General features: G+C 64.5%; 21 protein-coding genes and 1 pseudogene. 10 read left to right on the plus strand and 12 right to left on the minus strand.

What is annotated here, in order from left to right; translation table 11 throughout:
• Position 1 precedes the first annotated feature (1 nt).
• Complete coding sequence (locus tag EF834_RS00350) at positions 2–661, plus strand: Type 1 glutamine amidotransferase-like domain-containing protein (RefSeq protein ID WP_127944362.1); 660 nt, start codon at positions 2–4, stop codon at positions 659–661.
• Here EF834_RS00350 and EF834_RS00355 read toward each other — a convergent pair.
• The gene (locus tag EF834_RS00355) at positions 619–981 is read right to left on the minus strand and encodes a hypothetical protein (RefSeq protein WP_408014430.1); all 363 of its coding nucleotides are present in this window, start codon (positions 979–981) and stop codon (positions 619–621) included. The two genes, EF834_RS00350 and EF834_RS00355, sit on opposite strands and share 43 nt — an antisense overlap.
• A gap of 441 nt (positions 982–1,422) precedes the next feature.
• On the opposite strand from EF834_RS00355, the gene EF834_RS00360 reads away from it, so the two are divergent.
• From EF834_RS00360 to EF834_RS00370, 3 genes are read left to right on the plus strand one after another with little or no spacing between them, the layout of a single operon-like run.
• A complete protein-coding gene (locus tag EF834_RS00360) occupies positions 1,423–2,913 on the plus strand; it encodes a wax ester/triacylglycerol synthase domain-containing protein (protein ID WP_127944365.1) in 1,491 nt (496 codons plus the stop codon).
• Positions 2,910–5,219 carry a glycerol-3-phosphate 1-O-acyltransferase gene (locus tag EF834_RS00365; protein ID WP_127944368.1) on the plus strand — a complete coding sequence of 770 codons (2,310 nt, stop codon included), beginning with the start codon at positions 2,910–2,912 and terminating at the stop codon, positions 5,217–5,219. Before EF834_RS00360 ends, EF834_RS00365 begins: the two co-directional genes overlap by 4 nt.
• Positions 5,216–6,655 carry an HAD-IB family hydrolase gene (locus EF834_RS00370; protein ID WP_127944371.1) on the plus strand — a complete coding sequence of 480 codons (1,440 nt, stop codon included), beginning with the start codon at positions 5,216–5,218 and terminating at the stop codon, positions 6,653–6,655. Before EF834_RS00365 ends, EF834_RS00370 begins: the two co-directional genes overlap by 4 nt.
• A 4-nt stretch (positions 6,656–6,659) precedes the next feature.
• Here EF834_RS00370 and EF834_RS00375 read toward each other — a convergent pair whose 3' ends face one another.
• Both EF834_RS00375 and EF834_RS00380 read right to left on the minus strand, forming a co-directional pair.
• On the minus strand, positions 6,660–8,048 hold the full coding sequence (locus tag EF834_RS00375; protein ID WP_127944374.1) for a PPE domain-containing protein: 1,389 nt from the start codon (positions 8,046–8,048) through the stop codon (positions 6,660–6,662).
• 217 nt (positions 8,049–8,265) lie between these two features.
• Positions 8,266–9,006: a DUF429 domain-containing protein gene (locus EF834_RS00380; protein WP_127944377.1), complete on the minus strand. Its 741-nt coding sequence runs from the start codon at positions 9,004–9,006 to the stop codon at positions 8,266–8,268.
• 110 nt (positions 9,007–9,116) lie between these two features.
• Between EF834_RS00380 and EF834_RS00385 the strand changes: the two genes are divergently transcribed.
• Positions 9,117–10,496 carry an FAD-binding oxidoreductase gene (locus EF834_RS00385; protein ID WP_127944380.1) on the plus strand — a complete coding sequence of 460 codons (1,380 nt, stop codon included), beginning with the start codon at positions 9,117–9,119 and terminating at the stop codon, positions 10,494–10,496.
• A gap of 111 nt (positions 10,497–10,607) precedes the next feature.
• Here EF834_RS00385 and EF834_RS00390 read toward each other — a convergent pair whose 3' ends face one another.
• Positions 10,608–11,681: a hypothetical protein gene (locus tag EF834_RS00390; RefSeq protein WP_235870919.1), complete on the minus strand. Its 1,074-nt coding sequence runs from the start codon at positions 11,679–11,681 to the stop codon at positions 10,608–10,610.
• Between the two features lie 63 nt (positions 11,682–11,744).
• Between EF834_RS00390 and EF834_RS18360 the strand changes: the two are divergent.
• Positions 11,745–11,914 (plus strand): annotated as a pseudogene (locus EF834_RS18360) (FAD-binding oxidoreductase); the annotation flags it as partial.
• Positions 11,915–11,942: 28 nt separating this feature from the next.
• Here EF834_RS18360 and EF834_RS00400 read toward each other — a convergent pair.
• Positions 11,943–12,659 (minus strand): hypothetical protein, encoded by a 717-nt coding sequence (locus tag EF834_RS00400; protein ID WP_235870920.1) that lies wholly within the window; start codon positions 12,657–12,659, stop codon positions 11,943–11,945.
• Between the two features lie 342 nt (positions 12,660–13,001).
• Complete coding sequence (locus EF834_RS18365) at positions 13,002–13,244, minus strand: hypothetical protein (protein WP_235870921.1); 243 nt, start codon at positions 13,242–13,244, stop codon at positions 13,002–13,004.
• Between the two features lies 1 nt (position 13,245).
• Here EF834_RS18365 and EF834_RS00405 point away from each other — a divergent pair, with 1 nt between their 5' ends.
• Entirely contained in the window at positions 13,246–14,505 is a 1,260-nt protein-coding gene (locus tag EF834_RS00405) for an Ig-like domain-containing protein (protein ID WP_235870922.1), read from the plus strand.
• A gap of 73 nt (positions 14,506–14,578) precedes the next feature.
• Here the strand turns inward: EF834_RS00405 and EF834_RS00410 are convergent, their stop codons facing one another.
• Genes EF834_RS00410 through EF834_RS18370 form a run of 4 tightly spaced genes read right to left on the minus strand, consistent with a single transcriptional unit; the run spans position 14,579 to position 17,136 of the window.
• A complete protein-coding gene (locus tag EF834_RS00410) occupies positions 14,579–15,409 on the minus strand; it encodes a hypothetical protein (RefSeq protein ID WP_127944386.1) in 831 nt (276 codons plus the stop codon).
• Entirely contained in the window at positions 15,396–16,562 is a 1,167-nt protein-coding gene (locus EF834_RS00415) for a WXG100 family type VII secretion target (protein ID WP_127944389.1), read from the minus strand. Before EF834_RS00415 ends, EF834_RS00410 begins: the two co-directional genes overlap by 14 nt.
• A gap of 2 nt (positions 16,563–16,564) precedes the next feature.
• Positions 16,565–16,846, minus strand: a complete 282-nt coding sequence (locus EF834_RS00420; protein WP_127944392.1) for a hypothetical protein — start codon at positions 16,844–16,846, stop codon at positions 16,565–16,567.
• On the minus strand, positions 16,843–17,136 hold the full coding sequence (locus EF834_RS18370) for an SAV_915 family protein (protein ID WP_408014431.1): 294 nt from the start codon (positions 17,134–17,136) through the stop codon (positions 16,843–16,845). Before EF834_RS18370 ends, EF834_RS00420 begins: the two co-directional genes overlap by 4 nt.
• 242 nt (positions 17,137–17,378) lie before the next feature.
• Between EF834_RS18370 and EF834_RS00430 the strand changes: the two genes are divergently transcribed.
• Positions 17,379–19,472, plus strand: coding sequence for a UvrD-helicase domain-containing protein (locus EF834_RS00430; protein ID WP_127944395.1), 2,094 nt, complete (start codon positions 17,379–17,381; stop codon positions 19,470–19,472).
• A gap of 45 nt (positions 19,473–19,517) precedes the next feature.
• Positions 19,518–21,776 carry a GmrSD restriction endonuclease domain-containing protein gene (locus EF834_RS00435; RefSeq protein ID WP_127944398.1) on the plus strand — a complete coding sequence of 753 codons (2,259 nt, stop codon included), beginning with the start codon at positions 19,518–19,520 and terminating at the stop codon, positions 21,774–21,776.
• Between the two features lie 602 nt (positions 21,777–22,378).
• Here the strand turns inward: EF834_RS00435 and EF834_RS00440 are convergent.
• The gene (locus EF834_RS00440; protein ID WP_127944401.1) at positions 22,379–23,731 is read right to left on the minus strand and encodes a hypothetical protein; all 1,353 of its coding nucleotides are present in this window, start codon (positions 23,729–23,731) and stop codon (positions 22,379–22,381) included.
• 391 nt (positions 23,732–24,122) lie between these two features.
• On the opposite strand from EF834_RS00440, the gene EF834_RS00445 reads away from it, so the two are divergent.
• Complete coding sequence (locus EF834_RS00445; protein ID WP_164874030.1) at positions 24,123–25,253, plus strand: DUF3320 domain-containing protein; 1,131 nt, start codon at positions 24,123–24,125, stop codon at positions 25,251–25,253.
• Positions 25,254–25,388: 135 nt separating this feature from the next.
• Here EF834_RS00445 and EF834_RS00450 read toward each other — a convergent pair whose 3' ends face one another.
• Positions 25,389–26,843: a DNA phosphorothioation-associated putative methyltransferase gene (locus EF834_RS00450; RefSeq protein ID WP_127944402.1), complete on the minus strand. Its 1,455-nt coding sequence runs from the start codon at positions 26,841–26,843 to the stop codon at positions 25,389–25,391.
• Positions 26,844–26,994 lie beyond the last annotated feature (151 nt).

Here is a 26,994-nt window from a genome sequence, read left to right on the forward strand (position 1 = left end):
CGTGCGACTGTTCCTGTCGTCGTACCGGTTCGGTGCGCATGTGGATCGCTTCGTGGATCTGGCGGGCGGTCGCGGTCCGATAGCGGTGATCGCGAACGCCGCCGATGCGTGGCCGCCGCGGGCGCGAGAGTCCGCGGTGGTCAGTGATGTCGGGCCGCTGCGCCGGCTCGGGTTCACGCCGTCCGAGGTGGATCTACGTGACTACGTGGGGCGGCCGGATCGGCTGGCCGACGCGTTGTCGGAGTTCTCGTCGGTGTGGGTACGCGGCGGTAACACGTTCGTGCTGCGGGCCCAGTTTTCGCGCAGTGGTGCCGACGAGGTGTTGGGGGAACTGATTAGAGGCGACGCGCTGATGTACGCCGGCTACAGCGCCGGCGCCTGCGTGATGGCGCCGTCCCTGACCGGGCTGGACGCTGCGGACGACCCAGGCGAGGTCGAGCCGACGTGCGGGATCGACCCGCGATGGGACGGCCTGGGATTCGTCGACTTCGCGCTCGTGCCGCACTGCTCACCGGCAGCTGACGGTACGCCGGATGCGGCGAACCCCGGCATGGAGGCGGCCCGGATGATCGAGGCCTGTCGCTCGACAGGTGTCCCGTATCGGATGCTGACCGACGATCAGGCGATCGTTGTGGCGAGCGACGCGACGACGTTGCTGTAGCCGCCCACGGTGACGAGGTCCTGCGGCCGGCCCTCGACGCGGTCCAGTTCGGACCAGATCAACTCGCAGCGTTTGGCGGTCATCTCGTCGGCCTCGGAGAGCAAGGCGTCGAGCAGGGACTTCGGGTCGTGCCGCCACGTGGCCTCGGCGCGCGCGACCTGACCGCTCATGAACAGCCCCGAGCGGGCGACCGAGTCGACCCAGTCCTGCACGTCGCCACGGTGGAGGCGTTCGATCGAGTCGTGGTCGACCCCGTCCATGAATTCGTCCGCGAACATGGCCGCGACATAGTTCTCGATGCAGTTCGACGAAGCACTCACGACTCCGCGCCCCTTTCTGCCCGACTACTACCCGACGCCCTTTCCTCGTAAGGGTGACATCACGGTGCGGGCAACAAGGTTGTTGATGGTGGTGGTGTCGCGTAACGCTTCGATTGCGATTAGACGACTGAGTTCGACGCTAGACCTGTCAAATCGCTGGGAGTTACTTTTTGATCATAACGATTCGGTAACGAAACTTGCTGTTAACGCGTTGGTGTGGTTGGTAACAACTCGTTCAGACGAATCGGACAAACGTACACCTGGCGAACGGAGTAAACGGGCGCCCCTTCTTTCCGGGCGGTGCCCGAACCTCGTCGAGTGCTCGATCACGGCGTGTCCGCGTTGTCCGACCCGGTGAAGCGCCGAATTCCATGACGCGCTCGATCGCGCAGGTCCACACTTGAGGCAACACCCGGACACATGGTTGCGAGGAGTGTGCGAATGCCCGACGGCCAGCCGTTCATCCCGCCGAGCGCGGTGGACGTCGACCTGTCCGCGGTCGGTTGGAGTATGAGCCGGACGATGTCGGACTTCGAGACGATGCTGTGGCGGATGGAGGAGACCCGGCCCGAACTCCGGACTCCGATCGTCGCGGTCGACGTTCTCGACCGAACTCCCGACTGGGAGCGGTTGGTCCGCGCCCACGAGTGGGCGTCGCACATCGTCCCGCGGATCCGGATGCGCGCGGTGCAACCGGCATTCGGACTCGGCGACCCGATCTGGTCGGTGGATCCGGAGTTCGATCTGGACTACCACTTGCGGCGGGTGCGCCTGCCCGAGGCGGCAGGCCTCGATCATGCGCTGCGGGTGTGCCGGCACCTGGCTACCGAGCCGTTCGACAAGGCCCGTCCCCCGTGGATGGCGATGCTGATCGAGGGCCTCGACGACGGCCGCGCCGTGTACGTCGTCAAGACGCACCACAGCATGACCGACGGCATGGGCGGCATCCAGATGATGACCCTGCTGCACAGCAGGCGTCCCGAGCCGACACCCGACAAGCCGGATCACGAGCCCGCACCACCCGAGCACCTGAACGACCTCGAGGCCCTCGGCCAGGAGGTGGTCGCGGAGGCCCGCCGGACACCGAGCCGGATCGCAGGTCTGGTGTCCGGGTCGGCACGCGCGACGCTGACCGCGCTCACCCGCCCCTTCGACGCGGCCGGTCAGGTGCTCAACTACGTGAACTCGCTGCTCCGGGTGATCCAACCGCCATCGGCGGCAGGCTCTCCCCTGCTCCGCGACCGTGGCCTCGGGCGCTGGTTCGGGGTCCTCGAAGTGGGATTGCACGAGTTACGGACCGCGGCCCACGCGGCCGGCGGCTCGGTCAACGACGCCTACGTCGCCGCCCTCCTCGGCGGGTACCGGCGCTACCACGAGGAGTTGGGGGTCGAGGTCGGCAAGGTTCCCATGGGCATGCCGATCAACATGAGAGCGGCGTCGGATCCGTCCGGCGGCAACCGGTTTGCCGCGGTGCGCTTCGCCGGTCCGGCCACCGAGGCGAACCCGGCGATGCGCATCCGGAAGGTGCGCGCGATGGTGCTCGCCTTGCGCGAGGAACCCGCAGTCGACATCGTCGAGGCCGCGTCCCCTGTGTTGGTCCGGCTGCCGACACGGGTGCTGGCCGAGTGGTACCTGTCGCAGTCGAAGGGTCTGGATCTGCAGGCGTCGAACGTCGCCGGGGTTCCGATCCCCATCTATCTTGCCGGGGCACGAATCGAGCGGGTGTTCCCGTTCGCGCCCACTGCGGGGTGCGCGGTCATGGCGACGATGGTCTCGCACGCTGGGACCTGTTGCATCGGGATCAATCTCGACACCGCAGCCGTGACGGAGCCGACACTGTTCATGCGGTGTCTGCAGGAGGGGTTGGACGAGGTGGTGGCGCTCGGCGACGCCGGCACCGGATCCGCGGGGTCGGAGGGAGCACGACGATGACCGATTCGACGACCCAGTCACAGGGTGTCTATCTGACAGAGCGGATGAGCGAGACCGAGGACCGGGTGTTGCGGAGCTGGCTGGAGCGGCGCGAGGCCGAGTCCGGGCAGCGCACCGTCACCGTCACGACAAGCGATCAGGAACTGGCCGCGCTCACCCGCCGTGAGGACGATCCGGTGGTGACCCCGGTACGAGTGGTGTGGCTGCCGGACACCACGAACGGACACCGGGGGCAGCGCCTGCGTGAGATCCTGTCCGCGCGCGACCCGCTGCATCTGAGTCGCAAGTCGCAGCGCCGGGTCCTGCGCAACGATCCCGCCCGTTGCCTTGTCCTCGAAGGAGACGGCGCCCCGCTCAGCGAGTTGCGTGATCGCCTGGCCGAGCGGGGCGGCGGCTCGCTTCCCGAGTTCATCAGGCGCCAGGCCGCACTCGCGCTCGAACGCGCCGAGCGCAAGCTCCTCGGCACCCAGTACAAGGTGTCGCGGTTCGTAGTCGAGGAGATCACCGACACCAGCCGGTTCACGGCCGGCGTCAAGCAGTTGGCCGCCAAGCTGAACCTGACCGTGGCCGAGGTCGACCGACGCGCCCGCTCGGATCTCGACGAGATGGTCGCCGCGCAGAGCCGACGAGCGATTGCGCTGTGGGACCAATTGGGCCGCTTCTTCTCCCGCGCCTACCGGCTCGACGTCGACACCACCCGCTTCGAGGAGTTGCGGGAGCTCAACCGGGAGCACTCGCTGGTGTTCCTGCCCAGTCACCGTTCGTACCTGGACCCGCTCGTGCTGCGCCCGGCGCTGCTCACGAACGACCTGCCGCTCAACCACGTGATGGGTGGCCTCAACGTCAGTTTCTGGCCGATCGGCCCGATCAGCAAACGGTCGGGCGCGGTGTTCATCCGCCGCAAGTTCGGCGGGGACGAGATCTACAAGTGGACGCTGCGCGAGTACATGCGATTCCTGTTGAACAAGCGGTTCAACCTCGAGTGGTACATAGAGGGTGGGCGGTCGCGCACCGGGAAACTACGCCCGCCGCGGTACGGGCTGCTGACCTACCTGGCGAAAGCGTTCCAGGACAGCGACGCCTCCGACGTCTACCTCGTTCCCGTGTCACTGGTGTACGACCAACTGTACGAGGTCAGTGCGATGGCCGCGGAAGCGCACGGCGCCGAAAAGCGCAAGGAGAGCTTCAGCTGGATGGTCGGCTACGTCCGGGCGCAGGGGCAGCGCCGCGGCGTCGCGCACGTCACCGTCGGTCGGCCGCTGTCACTGCGGGATTCGCTCGAGCAGGAGGAGGATCCGCGGCTGGCGATCCAGAAGACCGGCATCGAGGTCTGTCACCGGATCAACGAGGTCACCCCGATCACCGCGTCGTCGCTCGTGATGCTCGCGTTCCTCGGGATCGAGGACCGGGCGCTGACCGTTCCCGACATCGGGTTCATCCTGGGGCCGCTGGTCGAGTACATCACCGCACGCAAGCTCCCGACCGCAGGTGACGTCGACCTGACGAACCCGCAGGTGATTCGCAAGGCCTTGTTCACCCACCTGGATTCGGGTGTGCTCGAGCGCTTCGACGAGGGCGACGAACGCGTCTACTACCTCGGCAAGGATCAGGACCTGGTGGCGGCCTTCTTCCGCAACAACACGATTCACTTCCTGGTGGTTCGTGCGATCGCGGAGATGGTGCTGTTGGCCGCGGTCGACGAGAAGTTCACCGATCCGCTGACGGACGGATGGGAGGAGGCGTTGCGTCTGCGGGACCTGCTGAAGTTCGAGTTCTTCTTCAGTGACAAGGACACCTTCCGAGAGGAGCTGCGGTCGGAGCTGAGCATGATCGATCCGGGGTGGCAGCACGAACTGTCCAATCCCGAGCATGCCGCGCACGTCCTGTCCGGGGTGCGTCCCTATCTGGCCCACCGGGTCCTCCAGCCGTTCCTCGAGGCCTACCAGGTGGTGGCCGATCATCTGTGCGACGCCCCGTTGTCGCGGTCCTTCGACGAGAAGGCCTTTCTCACCGAGTGCCTCGCCCTGGCCCGGCAGCGCCGGTTGCGCCAGCAGATCGCATGCACCGAGTCGATCTCATCGGAGTTGTTCGCAACAGCGCTGCAGCTGGCGCGCAATCGGAACCTGGTCGAGACGGAAGACGAGTCGGTCGTAGAGCGGCGGCGCGAGTTCGCCGCCGAAGTCGGGGCGCTGGTCCGCAGGGTCCGAGAGATCCGGGCGAGGTCCCATGCCCAGCTCGACCGGATGCAGAGCTTGAGTCCGCCGACCGGCCTGGTTGACGTGCCTGCAACGGAGTCGGAGCAATGAACCGCCTCGAGGACCTGTACGCGGCGATCGCGGCTGCCCCGCCAGGCCCGACGACGCTGGCCGCGTTCGATCTGGACGGCACTCTCATCACCGGCTACACCGCCAGCGTGTTGTATCGGGATCGGCTGCGACGCTTGGACATCAGCATCGCCGAACTGCTGAGGACCACCGGGGCGGCGTTCGACACCCAGTTCCGGGGCGCCGACGTCGGGCGGTTGATGGAGATCGCGATCGGAGGCCTTGCGGGCCGCAGCGAGGACGAACTGCGGGAATGGAGCCAGCGGCTGTTCCGCCAAGAGGTCGGCTCGATGATCTACCCCGAGGTGCGGGGGCTGATCGAAGCGCATCGCCGGGCCGGACATCGGGTCCTTATGGCCACGTCGGCGACGACATATCAGGCGCAGTGCGTGTCGGACGATCTCGGTATCGGCGACGTGCTGTGCAGCCGCCCGGAGGTGATCGACGGAATACTCACCGGTGGGATGACCGCTCCGGCGCTGTGGGGCCCGGAGAAGGCGAAGGCGCTGCGGGAGTTCGCCGACGAGGTCGAGGCTCCGCTGTCGGAGGCGTTCGCGTACTCCAATGGCGTCGAGGATGTTCCGATGCTCGACTCGGTGGGCCGTCCGGTGGCGCTCAATCCGGACCGGAGGCTGGCGGAGATCGCGCGCACGGAGGGCTGGCTGTCGGTGAATCTGCCGAAGCCGGAGCGGGGGGCGACGCCGGTCGCGACAGCCCGCACCGGGATCGCGTTGGGGGCGTTGACGGCGACGGCGGCGGCGGGTGTGACGGCGGGGGTACTGGCCCGCAATCGACGGCTCGCGGCGAACCTGGTGGGCACGTTCGGCCCGGACCTGGCGCTCGCGATCTGCGGGATCGACGTGAAGATCACCGGGGAGGACAACGCGTGGAAGCACCGGCCGGCGGTGTTCATGTTCAACCACCAGAGCTCGTTGGATGTGGTAATCGCGGGCAAGGTGATTCGCCGGAACGTGACGGGGGTGGCGAAGAAGGAGGCGGCTCACGATCCGCGGTTCGCGGCGGTTGGGTCGCTGCTGGACGTGGCCTACGTCGATAGGGCGGACAGCACTCAGGCCCGCGCCGCCCTGAGGCCCGCGGTCGACAAGCTGATGGGTGGAACGTCGATCGCGATCGCCCCCGAAGGCACCCGCTCCCCCACACCGCGGATGGGCCGATTCAAGAAGGGCGGTTTCCACCTGGCGATGCAGGCGAAGGTGCCGATCGTGCCGATCGTCATCCACGACGCCGGAGATCTGATGTGGCGCAACTCGTTCGTCGCCCACCCCGGCACCGTTCACGTCGACGTTTTGGAGCCCATCGACACCAAGGGCTGGAAGGTGAAGAATCTCGACAACCACATCGCCGAAGTTCGGTCGGAGTTCGAGGACGTGCTGGCCGCCGGTCCGCGGAAGGCGTAGCGGGCTACATGCCGAGAACGGGGGGTGCGGCCAACGGAAGTTGCCCGATCAGCTCGTTGCCGTTGTCGACATCCACCAGATAGCCGGGGGTCTTGTGTTCGTTGTCGTCATCGCCGCGGCCGCGGGCACCGGCTCCTGGAACCATGCCCGCAGCACCGGGGGCCGCGGGTCGCGCACTCGCTGACCCTGTACCCGCAGTTCCCGCCGTTGCCCCCGCCGCGGCCGGGTTCGCGCCAGCGCCCGGGCTTGCTGCGCTGCCGCCGAGTCCACCGCCCACGAAACCGCCGGAGACAGCCCCGCCGAATCCTCCACTCGCCCCCTGGCCGCCCGCGGAGCTTCCGATGCCGGCGACCCCGATCCCTGGCTGGCCGAGTCGCGCACCGTCGACGGCGGACGCTGCGGCCGGTGCCGTCCACGCCGAGGCCGGGCTTGTTTGTGCAGCAGGCATCTCGGAGCCGGCACTGTTGGAGGTGTCGCCGAAGGGTGAAGGTTCCTGATCGCTCGGGTAGCCCTCCGTCATGGGGCCGGTGGTGTCGACACCTGGTGTGTTCGTCGGGGATCCGGCGTTCGGCGCCTGATATGGGGACTGCGGCGACGTGACGGCCGAAGGTGCGCCGCCGCTCGTCGGTGATAGTGGCCCGGCCTCGTTCGTGACCTTGGGCGGCTCAGGAAGTCTTGGCACCCTGGTACCGGCCTGCTCCATGACCGGGGCGTAGACGGTCCGCATGATCTGGATGGCTTCCTGGTGTGCCTCGTCGCGCTCGTGGAGCAGACTCTTGATGAATCCGACGTTGGGGAGAACTGAGTCGAAGACAGTCCCGAGAACGGAAAACTGCTCGACGGGCGGCACTGTTGCCTTCACCTGGTTGACGCCGGTGGCGGCCTCTTCGATCTTGCTGCCTACGAGCTTGCCGGCCTCCGCGAGTTTCTCCGACTCCCTCACGTAGTCGGCCGTTGCCAGCCTCGCGCTGTCGGCGGAGATGCCGCCCCAGTTCGCGCCGATCGTGTTGGTGATGAAGTCGCGGAAGTCGACCAGGGCCTCCTCGAGCGACTCGCCGATCTTCTTCCAACCCTCCGCGCTGGCACTTAGACTCTCACCGTTCATCGCGTCGACGGCCGCTTTGATCTGCTCGTGCGACATCGCTTCGAACGCCTCGGGCGGTGAGACGACGGGGTCGTCGAAGGCGACAGTATTGGCGTACATGTCGGCTTGGCGCGCGTAGATGTCGTCACGCGCGGCGTTGCCGGCAGCCTGTTCGTCGCGGACGCGCTGGCCCTCCTTGATGTCGTAGCCGGTGACCATGTCTACGATGGTGTTCCCCGGATCCCTGGCGAGCTCAGCGACGTCCCGACTGATGCCCTCGACGAATTCGTCAAAGCTCGGCAGTCCCATCCTCAATTCCCTCCGTATCTTGTGGCCCGTATGTCAATGGGCCCGCCCCGGCTTGCTGTCGTTGGCCGCGGCCGGATCCGAGGCCGCGGCATCCCCTCAGTACCACGGCCCCGGAAGCTTTGGTCGCCTCACATTAAATAGACGCTCGCTCACCTGATTCGGTTCCGCTCAACTTCCGGCCACCAAGGCCTGGCCGGATTGCACAGCACAGGCAGCGTCAGACGAGATTCGCGGGCGGCACGTCCGGAAGGTGAATCCAGCCCTCACGAGCAGCCACGTCCCGATCCGCCGTTTCCGGCAGCCGCGTCCGCCCGAGCGCCGCCGCCCGCGCAACGACGGCCGCCACGACGGCGTCGAATGCGTCGTCCGACGCTTCGCACGCCGCGCGGAGATCGCCCAGCTGCAACCGCGGAATCCGCTCACAGAATGTTTCGAGCACACTTGCTCGAGTCGTTCTGTTCGCCGAACCCTTGTACCCGCGAAATGGCAGGCCCCACTGTTGAAGGGCACCGGCCGGGTACACCTCCACTACCGTGCCGTCGATGCGGCTGACATCGGCACCCGCCACGTCGAGCCGAGCCAACAGCCCTGCGCACCGCAGCGCGACGTGCGCGATCAGATCCGCGGACACGCTGAGCGGCACGATGCCCGTCACCTCATGGACAACACGATCGGTCCGTCGCCGCACCAGCGGCAATCGACCGGACCGACTGCCCAATTCGAGCTCCACGAGCCCCTGCCGGGAACGGTGCGCGAGCACGAAGTCGACGAACGCGTCCGGCCACCCGAAGGGTGCGTCGATCCCGCACTTGTCGGCACCGAACACAACCTCGACCAGGTCGTCGTCCGTGGCACCGAGCCGGAAGTCGAGGACCCGCGCCGATCCGTCGTCCCAACCGATGATCGCAACAGCCGTTCTCGCCGGTTCGGCCGCGAGATCGATGCCGACTGTTCTCACGCCTCGACGCTATAGGTCTCGCGATCACACTGGAACCGCGTGTTACCCGGACCGCGCGGGTATCTGTTCGCCTCACCCGCGAATCCAGCACCCCGGGGCATGATGGACACATGACCAAGGTGGATCCCGCTGCTCTGGACCGGCTCGTCGACGCGCTGCCCGACGGCGCGGTCCTCACCGATCCAGACATGATCGCCGGCTACCGGCAGGACTGGGCCGCCGACCCGAGCGCCGGTACCCCGATCGCGGTGGTCCGCGCTACCTGCACCGAGGACGTGCAAGCAGTGATGCGATGGGCGTCGCAGCATCGGGTTCCGGTCGTTCCGCGCGGTGCAGGTTCGGGGCTCTCGGGAGGGTCGAGCGCCGTTGACGGCGGGATCGTGCTGAGCACCGAACGGATGCGCGCGATCACCGTCGACCCGGTCGCCCGGGTCGCCGTCACCGAACCCGGGCTACTCAACGTGGAGGTCAAGAAGGCCGCCGCCGAGCACGGCCTCTGGTATCCGCCGGACCCGTCGTCGTACGAGATCTGCTCGATCGGCGGCAACGCCGCCACCAACGCGGGCGGGCTGTGCTGCGTCAAGTACGGGGTGACCACCGACTACGTCCTCGGTATGCAGGTCGTCCTCGCCGACGGCACCGCCATCCACCTGGGTGGCCCGCTACTCAAGGACGTCGCCGGGCTGTCGTTGACGAAGCTGTTCGTCGGCAGCGAAGGCACCCTGGGCATCATCACCGAACTCACACTGCGGCTGATCCCCGCACAACTACCCGCATCGACGGTGGTCGCATCGTTCCCGTCGGTGGAGTCGGCCGCCGAAGCCGTTCTTGCGATCACCGGTCAGATCCGTCCCGCCATGCTCGAGTTCATGGACCACGCGAGTATCAACGCCGTCGAAGACGCCATCCACATGGGCTTGGACCGCAACGCCCGAGCTCTGTTGCTCGCCCAGTCCGACACCCCCGGTGAAGCCGGGGCGAAGGAGGTCGAGACCATCGTCGACGCCTGCGAAAAGAAAGGCGCGAAAGAGGTGTTCGCCACCGACGACCCCGCCGAGGGGGAAGCCTTCACCGTCGCCCGCCGCGCGGTCTTCCCCGCTGTGCAGGCGATCGGCAACCTGCTCCTCGAGGACGTCGGCGTCCCGATGCAACAGCTGCCCGCGCTGATCACCGGTGTCGAGTCGATCGCCGAGGACTGCGACGTCCAGATCTGCACCGTCGCCCACGCCGGCGACGGCAACACCCACCCTCTGATCGTCTTCGACCCCACCGATCCCGACATGACCGAACGCGCACACACCGCATTCAGTCGTGTCATCGACCTCGCAATCACGTTGGGCGGCACCATCACCGGTGAACACGGGGTCGGGCGACTGAAGCGCGACTTTCTTCCGGGGCAACTCGGCGAGGACGTGATGGAGCTGAATCGGCGGATCAAGACGGCACTGGACCCGTTGGGCATCCTGAATCCGGGGGCTGTAATCGACTAGGGCGTCTACGATCTGTGGGCTGAGCCCGCACCCCGTTGACCCTCGATAGCCACCATCCTGGGTCTTGCCCTGCGTCACGTCGAGGTGACAGTCCTCATGCTCCAGATCGGCCTAAGGGCCAGGCTGATCTCCGCTCAAGTTCCCGCTGGGAAGGATCACCCTCACCGGCGGGGGCATTCCCTCTGTGCCGTGCAGAACCTCATCTTCCAACTCCGCGAGCCGGGCTAGGGCAAACTCGCTGAGGCGCCCAGGCGCAACCGGTACATGTGCATCGACGGCCGAAGTGAATGAGACCGGTGTTCCGCTTCTACGGAACCATGCGGCAAAATTCGCTACCGGATTCGACCAGTTCATCGTTGGACCCGCGGCGACGTTCTGAATCGTTGAGCGCATCGTCGTCCGATCGAGTTGGGGGTCGATGATCGCCGCACCTAGTGCCTCGTTGTGCGACTCGAATCGGTCGTACCACCTTTCAAGCTTGAATCCCGGCCAGGATCGTTGCGCGAGGTGCTCTATGTCCTCGCTCGATGTCATTGCGTCCCAAACCGACACAGTCTGTCGGTCAAAGTCGACGTGAATACCGCCCGACGGGTCGTCGGCGACCATCGGTTCTAGTGGGCCAGGAACATGGGACGCGAACCTCTCCGGGCCAACGGAAAGGTGCTCGTCGACAAAATCCACGGTCGTCCACACATGTCCGACGGCGCCGCAAGTGGTGGATAGCACGACTCCCTCTTTGCTTCCGTCGTCCTCCTTCCAGAATGCGGTCATCGTGTCGCGGTCAGGGGCTGGCACCCGCTCGCCCGGTACATCTGGTCGGTCCATGCGGAGGTAGTCGAGAACCGAGCGTAAACCGTCCACAGCCCAAACAATTTCCCAGCCGGGCCACGTGCACCGGTACACCAGATGCCGAAACCGGCGATAGAGCCCGGGCTCGGCGTCTCCGATCGCAAGCACCCGTCTCCCGACGTCGATCAATGCCACGCCCTCGCACCAGTCGGGGTCAAGCCACTCCCGCGGGTTGGAGGCGTCGCGTGGATCCTGGCTGCGGACGTAGCGCAGTCCATGCTCCGGCCCCCACACAAGGTCGTCCAGCAGTGTGATCGCTGCCCAGTGCGAGTAGTACAGCTCGACGTCACGGTCGATGACTACCAGGTTCGCTCGATGACCCACGACTGCCTCCAACAGGTGCGTGTGCGCTCGACGAGATTCGAGTCGCCGGGCGCGATCATCACATTCGGCACCGACAACATCGCAATCCCCCTGGGCGGCAACATCACCGGTGAACACGGGGCGTGCGACTGAAGCGCGACTTTCTGCCGGGACAGCTCGGCGAGGACGTGATGGAGCTGAATCGGCGGATCAAGACGGCGCTGGACCCGTTGGGCATCCTGAATCCAGGGGCTGTGTTGCCCTGATCCTGCGGATGCCCAACGGTCCTGCGAGTCAGCTCGAGATCAGCCCACCGAGCACGTCGCCGAGGATTCTCGCGATGGACTCCTCGAGGGAGCCTGTGGCGCTGAGCTGGCCTTCCGAGGAGCCCAGACCGGTCTCGTCCAGGCTGCCGTCGACAACCTCACCGGGATTCGGTTGGCGGACAGTGAAACACGCTGTCAGGTTGGGCAGAGTGTTTGCGATGCCGACTGTGCCCTTCGTCTTGATGCCGCCGCTCGTGACAGTACTACCCGCAGGGAGATCCTCGGGAACCATGTAGGTCATCTCCACCGTGACCGGGTTGGCGGCGTTGATGAACCACCCGGTGGTGGTCACCTGGTAGCCGGAGCCGTTCGGAACCGGGGTGAACTCCGCGGTTTCCTGGCCGCCGGGGAAGGTATACCTCTTGACTGTCGCCTTGACCGGCGCCCCGAATCCGGCTGGCGGGTAGTCGATGAAGGTGTTGAGATACGGGTTTCCGATGGAAGTGGTGCCGACGACGGACTTGTAGGTGACCAGTGTTCCGGCGGCAACCTCTGTGGCGGTGACGGACTTGTCGTAGGTGTGGGTGATCCACACGGTGGACCAGTCCCTCTTCGTGGCGTGGCTCGTCGGCGAGCACTCGGCGGCGCCGGCCACACCTGCGCCGACTCCGATCGTCAGACCGGTTGCCACGAGCATCGCAGAGAAGGCCACGACAGCGGCGCGGCGCATCGGGGAATGAGACATCGCAAATCTCCCGTTCGACTTGAGGGCGAACCGCGCTACCCCGACGTTTTGCGGCCTATGCCCGTGATTCTTAGAGAGCGGCCACAGAATTGTCAAGGCTTCGCATCGATTTCGTAGAGATGTCGTTACCGCAGGAAGGCCCTCGACGCGGTGACTCACTCAAACTGCCAAGGTCAACTGGGTGAATCGCCCGGGTTGGAGTCGCCTGAACGCTCGTCGATGCTTGGAAAACCCGGCCCAAAAACATTCATCTTGGCTTGCAAATGCGGCGGTAAAAAAAGTCGTCTCAGCTTGGAAAAACTGCGTTATCGTCTTCGCCATTCCCCGATTGGGACGGGTGTATCAGATTCCCCGATTGGGACGGTTGTTCCAGATCACTATCGAGAGGAAGTTCATGTCCAACAGGAGCATTCGTCGTGTGATCGGCGGCGCCAGCGTCGTAGCGATGGCTGCGGGGTTAACGGTAGCGGCCGCTACCGGCACCGCGTGAGCGGCCCCCGAATCGACGACGTGGGAGACCACCAACAAGACCAAGATCACCCGGACGATCAGCAACACCACCCCAGTCGAGGGGGAGACGGTCACCGTGACCAACAAGCTCTATCAGCAGTTCGGTGGCGTAGTGACCTACATCTACTGGGTCAAGGACATACACCCGCCCTGCCTGAAATTCCAGTCGGCAAAGGTGGACGGGAAGAGCTACGGCGCCAGCACGGGAGCCGACTACGCGCAGGTCGACGGCAGCATCATCCAGTGGCCGATCAGACCCATCGCGAATCCAAGATCGCGTACCTTCGAGTTCACCTACAAGGTAGGTTCCGACTGTGAGCGCGACATCGCCATGAACACGGGAATGGGCTATAACGCCTCGATCGGCGGCAAGACCTGGAGCACCAAGGGCCCGAAGATCAACGTCCCCTACAACAGCACCACCACCACCCTCACCGCGCCGGCCAACATGCAGGTCGGGGAATCGGCGGTGCTGGAGGCTACTGTGACCGGTGGCGCCCGGGGAGACAACGTCGATTTCTATGACGGCGGCGTGAAGATCGGGACGGCCCAGCTCAACGACAAGGGTGTCGCGAAGTTCCACTGGACACCCGGCGCGTTCGGGAGGTACAGCATGAACGCGAGATTCCCTGCGACCCCAAGGGCTTTGGCTTCGTTCTCGACCGTGGTGGACGTTACCGTTTCGCCGGCCGATACCGTGTCGTCGACCGTGCTCGCCCCCGTCGTCGGTGCACAGGTCGGTCAGGCCAGCGTTCTCAGGGCGACCGTCGCGCCGACCGGTAGCGGTGGCACGGTCGAGTTCACGGACGGGGGTGAGGCGCTCGCCAATGTACCGGTCGGCGCCGACGGTGTAGCCACCTACACGTGGGTGCCGTCCACCGCGGGCGATCACACGATCGCCGCGACGTTCTCCGGGAGCGCCGGTGTCACCGGGTCGTCGGACAGCGCCACCGTGAATGTGGCGGCGGCGCCCGTCGACAACATCGACTCGAGGACAGTCCTCACCATCGGTCCCATCCCCACAGTCGGTGTGGCACAGACCATCACAGCCGACGTGACGCCCGGCGATGCGGGCGGCACCGTCACCTTCAAGGACGGCGACACCGTGATCGGGATTTCCTCGGTCGATTCGAGCGGTCGGGCCACCCTCGAGTGGACGCCCGCTCATGAAGGCCAACGGAACATCACCGCCCAGTACTCCGGCGCAGGCAATGTGAACGGGTCCGCCGACGAGATCACCGTGGTCGTCGGGACTGTCCCAGGCGGCGGTGACAACGGCGGCGGAACCGGAAGCGCCGGTTCCCTGTTCGGATCATCCGGTAGCAGCGGCTCCTAATTCGGATCCTGAAATGGCCGACGCTGTGTGACCCGTGCAGATCTTCGCAGGGGTCACACAGCGTCGTCGGGGCTTACGAGAAGTCGTGAGATTCGAACCGGGCGCGTGCCGCATCGGTGCCCAGCTCGGCCCGCATTGCGGGATTGCTCGCGTAGAGGCTCACGAAGTGGAGCAGAAGCACATCGTCCATCGCGAACTTGCGGCAGTCGAGCTCGATCATCGGGACCGGCGGTAGCTTGTCGATCCGCCAGATCGGCGTGGTGTATCGGCGTGTCCAGTTCGCGTTCGCGAATCCGATCAACAGGATCATCCGATGCCCGTTGTAGGCCGGCTTGACCCCCGCGACCGCCTCCCACGGAAGGAAGGACTCGAAGCTCCAACCACGGTGCCGAATGCCGTCGGGCGTGAACTGCACAGAGCCCGCCCGAACCAATCCAGAAACGACGAGCACAAGGAAGGACGCGAACACGGCACCGAGCACACCGAAGACGACTGACGCCCCGGGGATGCCGGAAGTCGGTGCGTTGAGGTAGATCTCAATGGCCGGGCCCGCGGTGACTGCGGTACAACACACTGTCAACGCAACCAGCACCGACCAGAGACGTCTCGACTGGCGGATCTCGGTTGCGGATCCTTGACCCGACTTTATGGGAACGCTTCGAACCGTTTCATGGGCGCCCGAGCGTTTGAGCAGCACCCCGAACGCTGCGACGAGAAGGACAAGGAGCCCGTAGGCGAGACCATATCGAAGTGCGGCGGGCTGGCCGCCGAGCCCGCCGGCGATTCCGACAAGCACCGCACCACAACCGATCGCCGAGAGCAATACCGTCGACATCTTCTCCCGCAAGGAGAATCCGCTACCCGGCCACTCCACCGGTAGTTGGAACTGCTCAGAAGACCGCATCCCACGCATCCTTCGCCAGTCCGCCGACTGCCGTACCGGCATCTCCGACGGCATCGAACCCCGCGCCAATGGCGTCGCTGACGTCGCCACCATTCTGATAGAGCGAGTCGACCGCTCCCGAGGCGAACAACCCAGCGCCCAGACCGACAACGGCTCCCACTGCTGTGCCGAGACCCGGGACAGCCGATCCGACCACCGCCCCGGCTGCCGCACCGGCCGCGAGGGATGCCCCGAACCCTGCCGCACCCGAAACGACCGCCTGTTCGACAGGCTTGCCGTCGTAGATGTCGTACGCGACACTTGCAACGCTGAGCGCTCCGCCCACCCTCAGGCCGATCCGACCCGAAGTCGCCTCAGACTTCAACGCCGAGGCAGCAGCCTCTTCAGCGCCTTCCTTCAAAGCGCGGGACAGGTCGAGATCTCGATAGACCAACGATGCAGGCGATCCCTCCGGCGCCGTGCGCGCAAGCTCGAGAAACTTGTCAGCCTCTTGGGACAGGAACTTCGCTTGTTCCGTGAGGGCGGCGACATGACGTCCAGCCAGGTAGCCAGCTGCACCGTTGACGAGATCGGCCGCGACGAAGAACCATTTTCCCGTGACGGTAGACCAGACATTGGTCAGCGTCTGCAGCGCGAAAGCCCAGTCCTCTCGCTCGGCTTCTGCATCTCGCTGGGCGGCTTCGTAGGCCCTCACGAGTTCCGCATATCGATCAAACGCGATTACTGCCAGGTTGTACGACTCGATTGCCACCGCAGTTGCGGCCGTTCCGGCCGGTGGCGCTCCAGGATCAGCCGGTGCAGGTCCAGGTTCTTCGATCACGTCGCCTGAGATGCGCAGTCCCGCTTCCGACGCGGTTTCGCGGATCTCGCGCATACGGTCGTGTGTCTGCTGCAGTTCTGCCGCGGTGTCCTCGAATTCCTGCGCGTAGCTGGTTACTGCGTCGACCAGATCTTCGGCCTTCGCGGCCGAAGAGCCGGCGCGGGAGGCAAAGCCGTCTCCCGCTGCGCCCTCCCACCCGGATTGGGCGGTGTTTCGGGCTCGGTACAGCTCGTCGACACCCTCGGATAGTGCGGGAGCGAGGGTGTCGCGCAGCCACGATGCGACAGTACGGATGCTGTCCGGGTTACCTTCCACGCGTGTGTCGATCGACATCGCTACTCCGCCCACGTGGAGATCGTCGCGTCCGCGGATGCGACGTCTTGCTCGCGGTAGCTGGCATTGGCCTGTGCGACCGCAGCACTCGCAGCCATGAGTGCCTCGACCAACTCCGCCGCATTCTCGGTCAGTCGCGCAAGAATCCCAAGGACGGCAGGCGTGGCGTCACCCGCCTCGACGGTTACCGGAACCGACGCGGCGACGCTATCGATCCTCGATCCGACCCCAGCCAAATCGCTGGCAATGCCATCGAGGGCATCGTTGTCAACGAAAAGAGTCACAGCACGGACCCTCTTCTCTCCGCTTCCGGAATGACAACATCAAGCAGCAGCAGATCGAAAGGCTGCGACTTCATGACGAGATCGAGTGCCGGTGTCCCGACCACGATCCATGGTTGGTGGGCTCCGCAGCACGCATGGAGCCGGTCGAGCGCCGAGTATGCGAGCAGCGCCATTCGGCCGTCCCGTGTGCGCCGCAACTCGATCTCGGCATGCTCCGGATCTGCTACATCCTTCGCACACGGCAGATATACAACGGGCGGAAACTCCGCCGGAATCGGGCTTGTCACCACGATCTACCCCCTCTGAGCACCGAATCGTCTCGACGCCCCCTCGTTCAGCCGCCCGAGGTTACCCCAGACGCGCTACGCCACCAGAATCCCGAGGTAGCGCAAAGCAACCCATCGACTCTCGTTGAGTACGGGCCCAACTATGTCGACGTTGCGGCGACCCGACGGAACCTCCACAGATCCTTCTCTCAGGATCAAGTGGTAGAGATATCCGGAACAGTCGTCGCGATCCGGGGGAACCACCAATGCCGAAGCTCGCCATCGCGAAGGGGTGCCTGCAGCAGTTCGGCGAGTTGGACAGGCCACTCCGGGAGAAGATCACCGAAACCCTAGTAGCGAAGTTCGAGGCCGCGACGCACACCGGCATCCACATGGAGAAGATCGCCGACGCCCGTACTCCGCGCTACCGTTCGATCCGCATCGACCAGTTCTATCGGGGAATCGTGCTCGCCCCGGAGACCGGCGACGTCTACACCCTCTTGACCGTCCTGCCTCACGACGACGCGTACGCGTGGGCCCGTCGCCGGGACCTGACCGTCAACCGCGCTACGGGCGCCATCGAGGTCAGGGATGTCACCACCATCGACGAGACCCTGCCTCAGCTCGTCAAGGCTGCCGAAGCCACCCCTGAGCGCCTGTTCGCCCGCGTCAACGACGCCGACCTCACCCGCCTGGGCATCGACGAGTCGACCCTCCCGATCGCCCGCACTCTCACCGACACTGCCCAACTGGATGCGTTGAAGCCCGTCCTGCCCGAGACGCAGTGGGATGCTCTGGCGGGACTCGCGTCCGGCCTGTCTCCGGAACAAGTGTGGTCCGAGCTAGGCGCGGAGATTGTCGACGAGCCCTACGACACAGACGATCTCGATGCCGCGGTTGCGCGCAGCACCGATCGGATCGTCCTGGTCGACGGCCCGGACGACCTGATGGCGATCTTCGCGCACCCGTTCGCGCTGTGGCGGATCTACCTGCACCCGACGCAGCAGGCGGTGGTCGACGCCACCTTCCGCGGCCCTGCCCGAGTCACCGGAGGGCCGGGTACCGGCAAGACCGTCGTCGCCCTTCACCGCGCCCACCGTTTGGCGCAGCAGACGACGGAGTCGGTGTTGGTGACCACCTTCACCTCCACACTCACGGACTCGCTACACGCCGGCATCAAACTGCTCGCGACCTCCCCTGAGGTGCTCGACCGGATCGATGTTCAGCACGTCGACAAGCTGGCACATCAAATCTTCCGGGAGCGGCACGGTGCCCCACAGCTACTCAGCTCCGCAGACGAGACGCAGCTGTGGTCCTCGATCATCGAGCGGCTCGAACTGCCCTTCACCGAGGCCTTTCTGGCAGCGGAGTGGCGCCACGTGGCACTTGCCCAACGGGTGTCGACGGCCGCCGACTACCTGTCGGCGAAACGCACCGGTCGTGGCCGCCGCCTCGGCGCCAACCAGAAGGCGCAAGTGTGGCAGGCACTGTGGGAGTTCGAGGACACGCTGCGTGAGCGCAACCTCTGGACGCACGAGACGGTGTGCCGGGAAGCCACTCGGCTACTCGAGGAACGCGACGACAAACCGTACCGGCACATCGTCGTGGACGAGGCGCAGGATCTCAGCCCCGAACGGTGGCGGCTTCTCCGTGCCGCCGTGTCCGACGGCCCCGACGACTTGTTCATCGCCGGCGACACTCACCAGCGCATCTACCAAAGCCATGTCAGCCTTCGTGAGGTCGGGATCAGGGTCACCGGCCGGTCCAGCCGGTTGAACCTGAACTACCGCACCACCGCCGAGATCCTCGGCTGGAGTCTGCAGCTGCTGCGTGGCGAACGCATCGACGACATGGACGGCCAGCTCGACTCCATCGCCGGATACCGCTCCGACGTGCACGGGATGCCGCCGACCACCAAGGGCTTCGGAACGCAGAGCGACGAGGTCGGGTACGTCGCCGACACCGTGCAGGCATGGCTCGACAGCGGAATCGCACCGGGCGAGATCGGGATTGCTACCCGCGCGAAGCGGCTCGGCACCAAGGTGCAGGATGAGCTCTTCAAGCGCGGTGTGCCGGTTCGCTCGCTGGGGAAGGCCAAGGACGCCGCTGATTCGGTATCGATCGGTTCGATGCATGCGATGAAGGGACTGGAGTTCCGATGCATGGCGGTCGCAGGTGTAGGCGCCAAGCAGGTTCCGCCGACAGCGGCGATCACACCGGTCGAGGAGGACGTCCAGACGCATGATCGCGACATACAACGCGAGCGGTGCGTACTCTTCGTAGCGTGCACTCGCGCCCGCGAGGACCTGCTCGTCACGTGGAGTGAGGAACCGAGCCCGTTCCTTGTCCCCCTCGTCTGATAGACATCATCCCGCAACGCCACTGCTCGACCCGGAAGGTCCACCATGCCGAAGCTCTCCACACTGCTCGACGAGATCGATTCGGGGACGGTACTGCTGCCCGAGTTCCAGCGCGGGTATGTGTGGAACCGCGACCAGGTCCGCGGACTGATGCGGTCGCTGTACCTCGGGTACCCGGTCGGTGGTTTGCTGATGTGGGAGACCTCGTCCGACGGAGTGTCCGTGCGCGGTTCCGTCGAGTCCGCCGGCGTGCGGCAGCTACTGCTGGACGGACAACAGCGCGTCACCTCGATGTACGGTGTGGTGCGCGGCACCCCGCCTCCGTTCTTCGAGGGTGACGCATCCGCCTTCACCGGCTTGCACTTCAACGTCAAGGACGAGGTCTTCGAGTTCTACACGCCGGCGAAGATGTCCGGAGATCCCACCTGGGTCAGCGTCACCGAACTGTTCGACAACGGGCCGATGGCCTACCTGACTCGGTTCGCAGACAGCAAGGACGACGCCACCGCGTACCTCAACCGACTCAACCAACTCGCCCAGGTTCGGGAGCGGGAGTTCAACCAGGAGAAGATCACCGGCGCCAGCAAGTCGGTCGACGAGGTCGTCGACATCTTCAACAAGGTCAACTCCGGTGGCACCAAACTCTCCAAGGGCGACCTGGCGCTGGCGAAGCTGTGCGCGCAGTGGCCGGAAGCCCGCTCGGAGATGCGCGATGACCTGGACCGGTGGAAGCAGGCCGGCTACGACTTCAGCCTCGACTGGCTGCTGCGCAACGCCACCGCCGTCGCTACTGGGCGTGCATTGTTCTCGGCACTGGACAAGGTTTCTGCACCGGAGTTCAAGCAGGCCCTGGAGTCCTCGGTCCAGCACGTCGGTGCCTTCCTCGATGCGGCGTCGGGTCGACTCGGGCTTGACCACGACCGGGTCCTGATGGGTCGCTATGCGGTTCCGGTTGTCTCGCTTCTGCTCTCGCAGCACGACGGACGGTTCGACGATGCCGCACATCGCGACAAAGTGCTGTACTGGTACGTGCACTCGGCCCTGTGGGGTCGCTTTGGCGGCTCCACCGAGACCTACCTGCAACAGGACTACGAGACGGCCAAGCGTGCCGGAGTCGACGGCCTCATCGCGGCGCTCGAACGCAGCCGCGGCGGCAGACTCGAGGTTCACGCCCACGACTTCGAGGGCTCGACCCGAGGATCCCGCTTCTACCCGCTGCTGTATCTGCTCACCCGCGTCAGCGGCGCCCGTGACTTCGGCAGCGGTCTCGAACTCAAGGCGGAACTGCTCGGCAAGCTCTCGTCGTTGCAGATCCACCACATCTTCCCGAAGGCCCTGCTGCGCGAGAAATACGATCGCGGCGACGTCAATGCCCTCGCGAACTTCTGCTTCCTGACGCAGGACACGAACATCCAGATCGGGAAGCGGGCGCCGGAGGAGTACCTGGCCGAGATCGAGTCAAAGCACCCCGGCGTTCTCGCATCACAGTGGATCCCGACCGATCCGGAGTTGTGGAAGGTGGAGAACTACCTCGACTTCCTCGCCGCCCGGCGCGAACTCCTTGCCGGCGCTGCGCAGTCCTTCCTCGAGGGACTTCGATCCGGCACTGGCGTATCCGACGAGCCGGCACTCGGACGGGCCACCGTCGTCGCAAACGAGCCCGACGATCCCCGCACTATCCAGATCCGGGACATGGTCTCGGAGCTGCGCCGCCTCGGATACGCCGAACCCAGCACCGATGCCGAGATCACCGATCCTGTCACCGGCCGCGCTCTCGCCGTGGCGGAAGCGTTCTGGCCTGGTGGCCTGCAGGTGGGCCAGGGCAATCCCGTCGTCCTCGAACTCGATCCGGACGATGCAGATCTGCCACGGCTCGAGGAACTCGGGTACGAGGTCTTCACCTCCGTCGACGCACTACTCGGGTATGTGACCCGGCGGAACGAGGCGGCCTCCGGCGAGGAGGCCTCCTCCCCGGAGCCCACAGTCGAAGCGACAAACGATGACGCGCTCGTCCTCGATCTGGGCCGCGAGTTGGCCGCTTGCTACAACCGCGCCCGCCGCGAAGCGGGCTACACCTCGCCCCAACTCCGCAGCATGCTCGCCGAGCTAGGACCACTCGCAACGGCGCGCAAACTCCTGTCCTCCCCCACCGTCTCCGACGGATTCGCCGACCTGTGGGAGCGTAACCGCCTCGACCTGACCGTCGAAGCGAAGGTCCTCGATCCTCGGTTCATTTCAGTGTTCACCGAGGACGAAATCGGTGTGGCGCGGCGACGGTTGGAGCAGTTCGGCTACGCGGCCTGACAATCACGAGTAAACCGCGGAGCCGACGTCTGTCCCCACAAGTCGTCGGCTGCCGCGGCTGCCACTCCAGGTGGCGTGAACCGTGAACGCCCAGGTGGCATTGAATCCGGGCGGCACCAGCTAGCGAGACTCGTCAACGTACGCCTCACTCGAGCCGAGACGTCGGGCCAGGAGGCTGCCAGATGCGGGCGGAAACAGTTGGTAGTTCTGCAGCTTCAAGACCACGACCACCTGTGCAGGCCAAGTCGAGTTCCCTAGCAGAGATCGCACCGGCGCGCTCGACCCGGCCAACAGATACTCGGCACTGCCATTGGCCGGACCTGTTGGTGTCTCGTTCCTGCACCGTCTACCCGTCTGACCAGCTATGGCCTCCAACAACCACTGTGCCGCAGCGCGACCCACGGATCGGCGGCATTAGGCGGTGAATCGGTAACCCGCGAACGGATCCAACAACTCCGCCAATTCCTTCCGAACCACTGGGCACGGCGGAGCCACCGGCTGGCGCCCCCAACGCATCGAAGCTGGCTATGGTGGCCACGAAAAAAGTAGTACTGCGGAGAGGTCGAAGCTGAGAGTCACAGCGGGGACCGTAGCCCGAGCCGCTAGGTCTCGTCTCCAGAGTCACGTCGGCTCCGCTCGATTCGAACACCTACAGTCCTCTGCCAGCCGCTACCGACCATGCCGATACCGGCAGACCCCACGTCGATTGCTTTGCCACCGATCGCCTTCGCCGCGCCTCCAACAAACATGCCGACTGCCTTTGCGCGACTTCCGAGTTCGGCGAGCGCGTCCTCGATGGTTGGATCCTCGTGCTCCACCCATTCCGTCACCTGTGCTCGTCGCGCTAGCGCGAACTCGTCGAGATCGTCACGTAACCGCACCATATCCTGCTTGACCTTCGATGCCGACATCCATCGAAGCACTTCCAGTGGCCTGAGCGCGGCGTAGGCTGCAAGTTCAGCTCGGGCATGCGCGAGCAGTTCGCCGTCACGCTCGAGATCACGAGCAAGGAGTGCGCGAGCCGAGTTGACAACGGTCTCGAGATGTTCCGGCTCCGTGCGTCTTGCCCGTTCGATCCGGAGACTTTGCCACAGGTAGTGCGACTCTTCCGCTACCACAAGCAACTTGAGTGTCTCGCCGAGTCGGTCGTCCTCCACAGCCCGTCCGATGTGGGCGGCGCGGTCCTGCACCGACTGGCTGCTGTCGAAACCCTCGATCGTTCGCTTGGCGTGGTTTCGGAGCCGCTCGATACCAACTTCCAGTTGAGGTCCGAGGCTTGCAACAGATTCCCAGTCCACCGCGGGAAGCGAGCCGGTTTCCTCGAATGTGGAGACGATGTGCTCGAGAGAGCTGTAGTGCCCAAGGACGTCTCCGATACGCGAGGCCTCTGCCAGGGCAAGAATCTTGTCCACACTGCCTTGAACGTGTTCGATGGCTTGTTCGACTGATGCCACCGCGGTGCGGAGTGCGGCGGTAGCCATTGCCACCTGTACTCCGAGAAGCTGCGTGGGTTCGAGCGGAACTGTCTGCCATCGGAGTTGGCCGCGGAAGATTCCGCTGTCATCGATTACCGACATCAGATTGAACCCGTCAGACCCGGGCAGGATGTTGTACTCCCGGAGCAGCTTCATGCTATCGGGCGACAAGCGGACGAAATCCCCCGCCTGGGCGGCGATCGCGGCCACGCCCGCAGCAAGAGCACCAATATCGGCCAGAGACCGCCGATCCGCTCCGGCGACACTGACTGCCCCCTTGACGGCGGCCCGCATCCTGTCGACATAGCCGGAAACATGGTCCGGATCGCCGGAGACGAGCACACCGTCGGAACTCACGACAACTGCGAGGTCACCTGCGCCTTCGGCCCCGCCGGACGACTGGTGGACCGGTTCGCGCGACGGGTCCTTGTGATTGTCGATCTCGTTCACGTAGGAGATGATGCCCCATACTCCCGACACTGTTCGCGAAACTTCAACACTCGGTTACGACGAAGGCCGGGACTGCCGAGCCGCTCAACCAATCCACAACCCGGTGCTGAAAATCAAAACACCGACCGTAGGATCCAGTCCTGTCAGCCCTGTCTCGGGTGGCCGAGTGCATCGCATCGCGGCAGTAGCCGCGCGAACATGGGGAGGACAGATGAGCGAGACCGGCCCACTCGAGCGAAAGTCTGTCCTGAACCCTGTTGGAGTCCAGGTGATTCTGGACATTCAGCATGCAACCAATCCCGCAATACGACGTTCACTTGGTCACGTTGCTCGCAGTCTCGATTACCCCGGGCGAAGCGGTAATCGACGGCTGAGAGCCTGTGTCGCCAACACACCTCAGAAATGAAAGGAAGGAAACGAAGTGACCTTCAAACCGAACCTGTCGGTCAAAGAGTGCCTCGACCATCTCGCGACCCGACTGGATCCAATCATCGCCTCGCGGCTCACGGACGATCTCGGTAATCACCCATGGACAGTCGTGCTGGAGATCCTCGACGAGAAGAAGGGCTTCACCAAGGGGTACAAGTACTGGACCCACGATCTCCAGGCCCAGCTTCGGATGATCACCGAGCGCCTCGGGGACTTTGGCTATCCCTTCGACGATAGGCAGCGCACCGTCAGCACCCTCGGCAATGAGTTGCGCATCGCCCGTAAGCAGATGGCACACATGCACGCCTTCTCCGTCGAGGAGGCCTTCCGCGCGAACGACTTCTGCGTCCGGCTTCTGGAGCACTTCGAGGACGGCGACGGCCTCGAGGAAGCAAAGCGCATCCGGTACGAGGCGCTCGTGGCACTTGCCGCAAAGGAAGGCGTCACCGAGCAGGTGGCCGCGGCAGCAACTGTCGTTCAGCCAACTGTGCGTGTTGAGACAACAGAAGAACCCTCCGAGAAGGCCGTCGGCGCAGCCGAAGACGAGTCCGAAGTGGTCACGCCTGATCCCGCTGTGCTGGTCCGTGAACCGAGCGTCATCGGTGATAAGCGGCTCGAGTTCGAGCCCTGGACCGTCGTTCCGATTGGGGGTGTCGAGATCCTCGACGATCTTCCCAAGAAGGCCGCTAAGGAGAAGGTCCGTGCCGCCGCGGTCGAAATTGCTACATACGAGGGTCCGATCCACCTTGATCGACTCGTGCAGATGACAGCCCAATCCTTCGGCCTGCAGCGTGTCCGAGCCTTGAGGGAAAGGAAGCTGGCCTACCAGATCCAGCAGGCGGGCCTCCTCGTGGATGCTGACAAATTCGTGTGGCCCCGTGAGATCGACCCTGGCGCTTGGAGCGAATTCCGCCCGAACGACAGCACCGCGGATCGCCCGTTCATACACATCAGCCCCGTCGAGATCGCGAACGCCGCACAATTCATCCAGACGAAGCGGCTGGGGATCGGCGCCGAAGAGCTCGCCGTCGCGGTACTTCGCACCTTCGGTCGGCAACGGCGGACCAAGCAGGTCGCGGCCCACCTTGTGAGGGCCATGTCCCGACTGGCCGAAGCCTCGTAACCGCGGCGGTCTTCGACATTCCCAGCGCAACCGCAGTGGCGCTACCGGTCCATTTCTCGGCGACCTCCCACCAGAATGCCCGCTCGCCCCCGAAGCGACGGCGATGTCAGCCGCCTACATCATGGGCGCCTTTCCTCAAGCGTCGCTTCGGGTGGGTGAGGGCCTCTTCACCAGTCGATGGCCCTTTAGTGCGACACCGCAGCGCTCCAATTCGGCGGCCCATCCTGCCTCAAGGCCAATACGAGTGGGATTGCTATAGAGCCCGGCACGTACTTCCGCTGCCGTGAGTCGTCGATACTTCGGTACTGCAGGGTCGTCTGCAGCCAGAAACTCTTCCTTACGATGCAACAGCGGTTTGTTCGTCCTGTCAGCGAAGGATTGGTATTGACTCTCGAGAGTCGTCATATCCACGCCATAGGTCCAATTCAGAGTGGGATGTGGATCCGAGTCGAATTTCGGGTATGACGACCACGAGACCCGCCGACCACGATGATCCAATTTGAGTATGTTCCATCCTTCAGGCCTGCCAGCCGCGACGAAGCCGCAATGCTCGTAGAGACGGAGCACCACGGGCATGGAGGAAATCGCCCGTTCGTGCACATAGAGTGCCGTCGCAGTCAGTTTTCCGACGGAGTTCCGCATCGCGCCTCGAATGTATGTATCGTCGCGAATTTTCAGCAATAGCCTATCAGCCCGCGCGCATGCTTCATGATAGCTACGAAAGCAATTTCTTATGTCTGCTCGAATCGAAATCGGCAAATCCGATAATTGCGCGCGCCCATTGAAGATTGACGTACCAAGGTAGAGAAGCGTGTCGAGAGTTGTTCGCTTAGCACCCTCGGCGACCTTGTCTGGATCTGCACCCTTCTTGATCAGACGAACTAGCGCAGACTGAGATACTCTTCCAAGCAATGGAATCACACCTGCAGGAATTTCCTCGAACATTGGAACTCGTCCGCGCTTCTCTGTAAATGCAATGACTTCAGCGAGCGCCGATACGTAATCGGCGCTGTCCGTCCAATCGAACTCCGAAATAGTCCCGCGAGCCAAATATGCTAGGCGGTCCTCCTCGCGGCGGAATGCATAAACTACCCCAGGTACGGGGGACACACAGTAGCCACCGGTTACATCTTCGACCAAGGCTCGCAGTTCGCGTGCGCCGTAGAAGTGCTGGAATGTGCCACGACTCGTGACTAGTCCGTCTCCGGTAGCGTGACCTCGTGCCGGTTGCTGTTCCCAGTCCATGCGGCAGCTGACGACCAGCGCCTTTCCCGCGAGCTGCCAAGCTGTTGACAGAGCCTGTCGCCGCTCGTTCTGATCTTCAATGACGTTCAACACGTAGGTGAGCATGACGACGTCTTGCTCATGCAACGGACTATCTGGCAAGAAAAAAGGGTCCCACCCGTGTGCCTCGATACCCATCTGCTCGAGCCGCCGAACATCCTGACCGCGCCCGCAGCCGTAGTCGAAAACGCTGTTGCTCTCTGACAACACCCCATCCAACAGAGCCTGCCGAAGCGGCATCGACAAGCCTGAGCGGCCAATAGCCGTTCGGTGCCGTTGGGTAGTCCATCCTGTTGGTGTCGCCATCGCCAATTCCTTCCGCCCCATACGTCTTCGCGACTACAAGATTGAGCGCATGCGAATCAAGTCAACGGAGGGCTCCTCTAAGGAGTGTATATCGTTGTTTGCGCAGCGCTGTGATATTGGCATCATGCCGCTAATTTGACGGATTCGTCCA

Origin of the sequence: Rhodococcus spongiicola, from assembly GCF_004011835.1 — a bacterium.
In the GTDB taxonomy this organism is placed as follows: domain Bacteria; phylum Actinomycetota; class Actinomycetes; order Mycobacteriales; family Mycobacteriaceae; genus Prescottella; species Prescottella spongiicola.